Raw genomic sequence first — 2,224 nt, forward strand, 5'->3', positions numbered from 1 at the left:
CTTGCTGAGTCGCTTGCACTAATTGAGGCACTGAGGCTCGTGCTCAAACTTGTACTTGCTGAGTCGCTTGCACTAATTGAGGCACTGAGACTTGTGCTCAAGCTTGCACTTGATGACTCTGATGCACTAATTGAGGCACTGAGACTTGTGCTCAAGCTGGTGCTTGCTGAATCTGAAGCGCTAATTGAAGCACTGAGGCTGGTGCTCAATGATGCTGAGGCACTTGCACTTGCTGAGACAGACTGGCTCAAGCTCATTGACGCTGAAGCAGACTCGCTTGTTGAGACAGACTGGCTTGCGCTCAATGAGGTTGAAGCTGATTCACTTGTTGAAACTGACTGGCTTGCGCTCAATGATGCTGAGGCACTTGCACTTACTGAGACAGACTGGCTCAAGCTCATTGACGCTGAAGCAGACTCGCTTGTTGAAACTGATTGACTCAAGCTTACTGATGCTGAAGCACTTGCGCTTGTTGAGACTGACTGGCTAGTGCTCAATGAGGTTGAAACAGATTCACTTGCTGAAACGGATTGACTTAAGCTCAACGAAGATGAGGCACTTGCACTTACTGAGACAGACTGACTTGTGCTCAATGACGTTGAAGCTGATTCACTTGTTGAAACGGATTGACTCAAGCTCAACGATGCTGAAGCACTTGCACTTGCTGAAACTGACTGACTCAAGCTCAACGATGCTGAAGCACTTGTGCTTGTTGAGACAGATTGGCTGCCACTCAACGATGCTGAGGCTGATTCACTTGCTGAAACTGATTGGCTACCACTCAATGACGCTGAAGCGCTCGTGCTTGTTGAGACGGATTGACTCAAGCTCAACGATGCTGAAGCGCTTGTGCTTACTGAGACAGACTGGCTTGTTGAGACAGACTGGCTTGCGCTCATTGAGGTTGAAGCTGATTCACTTGTTGAAACTGACTGGCTTGCGCTCAATGATGCTGAGGCACTTGCACTTGCTGAGACAGACTGGCTCAAGCTCAGTGACGCTGAAGCAGACTCGCTTGCTGAAACGGATTGACTTAAGCTCAACGAAGATGAGGCACTTGTGCTTGTTGAGACAGATTGGCTGCCACTCAACGAAGCTGAGGCTGATTCACTTGCTGAAACTGATTGACTCAAGCTCATTGACGCTGAAGCACTTGTGCTTTCTGAAACGGATTGACTCAGGCTCACTGATGCTGAAGCACTTGCACTTACTGAGACAGACTGGCTGGTGCTCATTGAGGTTGAAGCTGATTCACTTGTTGAAACTGATTGACTCAGGCTCAATGACGCTGAAGCACTTGTGCTTTCTGAAACGGATTGGCTCAGGCTCAACGATGCTGAAGCACTTGCACTTACTGAGACTGACTGGCTGGTGCTCATTGAGGTTGAAGCTGATTCACTTGTTGAAACTGATTGACTCAAGCTCAGTGACGCTGAAGCACTCCTACTTAATGAGACGGATTGGCTACCACTCAACGATGCTGAGGCACTCTTGCTCAATGAAACTGACTGACTCAAGCTTAACGAAGCTGAAGCACTATTACTCAATGAGACTGACTGACTCAAGCTCAATGACGCTGAAGCACTGGCACTTGTGCTTACTGATACAGACTGACTGGTGCTCAATGAAGTTGAAGCTGATTCACTTGCTGATACAGACTGACTCGTGCTCAACGATGCTGAGGCACTGGCACTTACTGATACAGACTGGCTGGTGCTCAATGAAGTTGAAGCTGATTCACTTGCTGAAACTGATTGACTCAAGCTCAACGATGCTGAGGCACTCGCGCTTGCTGAAACTGACTGGCTCAAGCTTACTGACGCTGAAGCTGATTCACTTGCTGAAACGGATTGGCTCAAGCTCAATGAGGCTGAGGCGCTTGTGCTTGTTGAAACTGACTGGCTCAGGCTTACTGACGCTGAAGCACTGGCACTTGCTGAAACGGATTGGCTCAAGCTCAATGAGGCTGAGGCACTTGCACTTGCTGAGACAGACTGGCTGGTGCTCAATGAGCTTGAAGCTGATTCACTTGTTGAAACTGACTGGCTACCACTCAATGAAGTTGAAGCAGACTCGCTGGTTGAAACTGACTGGCTCAAGCTCAATGAAGTTGAGGCACTTACGCTTGCTGAGACAGACTGGCTGGTGCTCAATGACGCTGAAGCAGACACACTTGCTGAAACTGACTGGCTTGCGCTCAATGACGCTGAAGCAGACTCGCTTG

Annotated in this window: 1 protein-coding gene; it reads right to left on the reverse strand. The window is 48.8% G+C overall.

The window, feature by feature from the left end; genetic code table 11:
* The coding region (locus O3644_RS10000) for a hypothetical protein (RefSeq protein ID WP_371595635.1) at positions 1 to 2,224 on the reverse strand (2,224 nt) is incomplete at both ends.

The sequence above is a fragment of the Streptococcus sp. 27098_8_113 genome (assembly GCF_041432545.1).
Lineage (GTDB): Bacteria > Bacillota > Bacilli > Lactobacillales > Streptococcaceae > Streptococcus.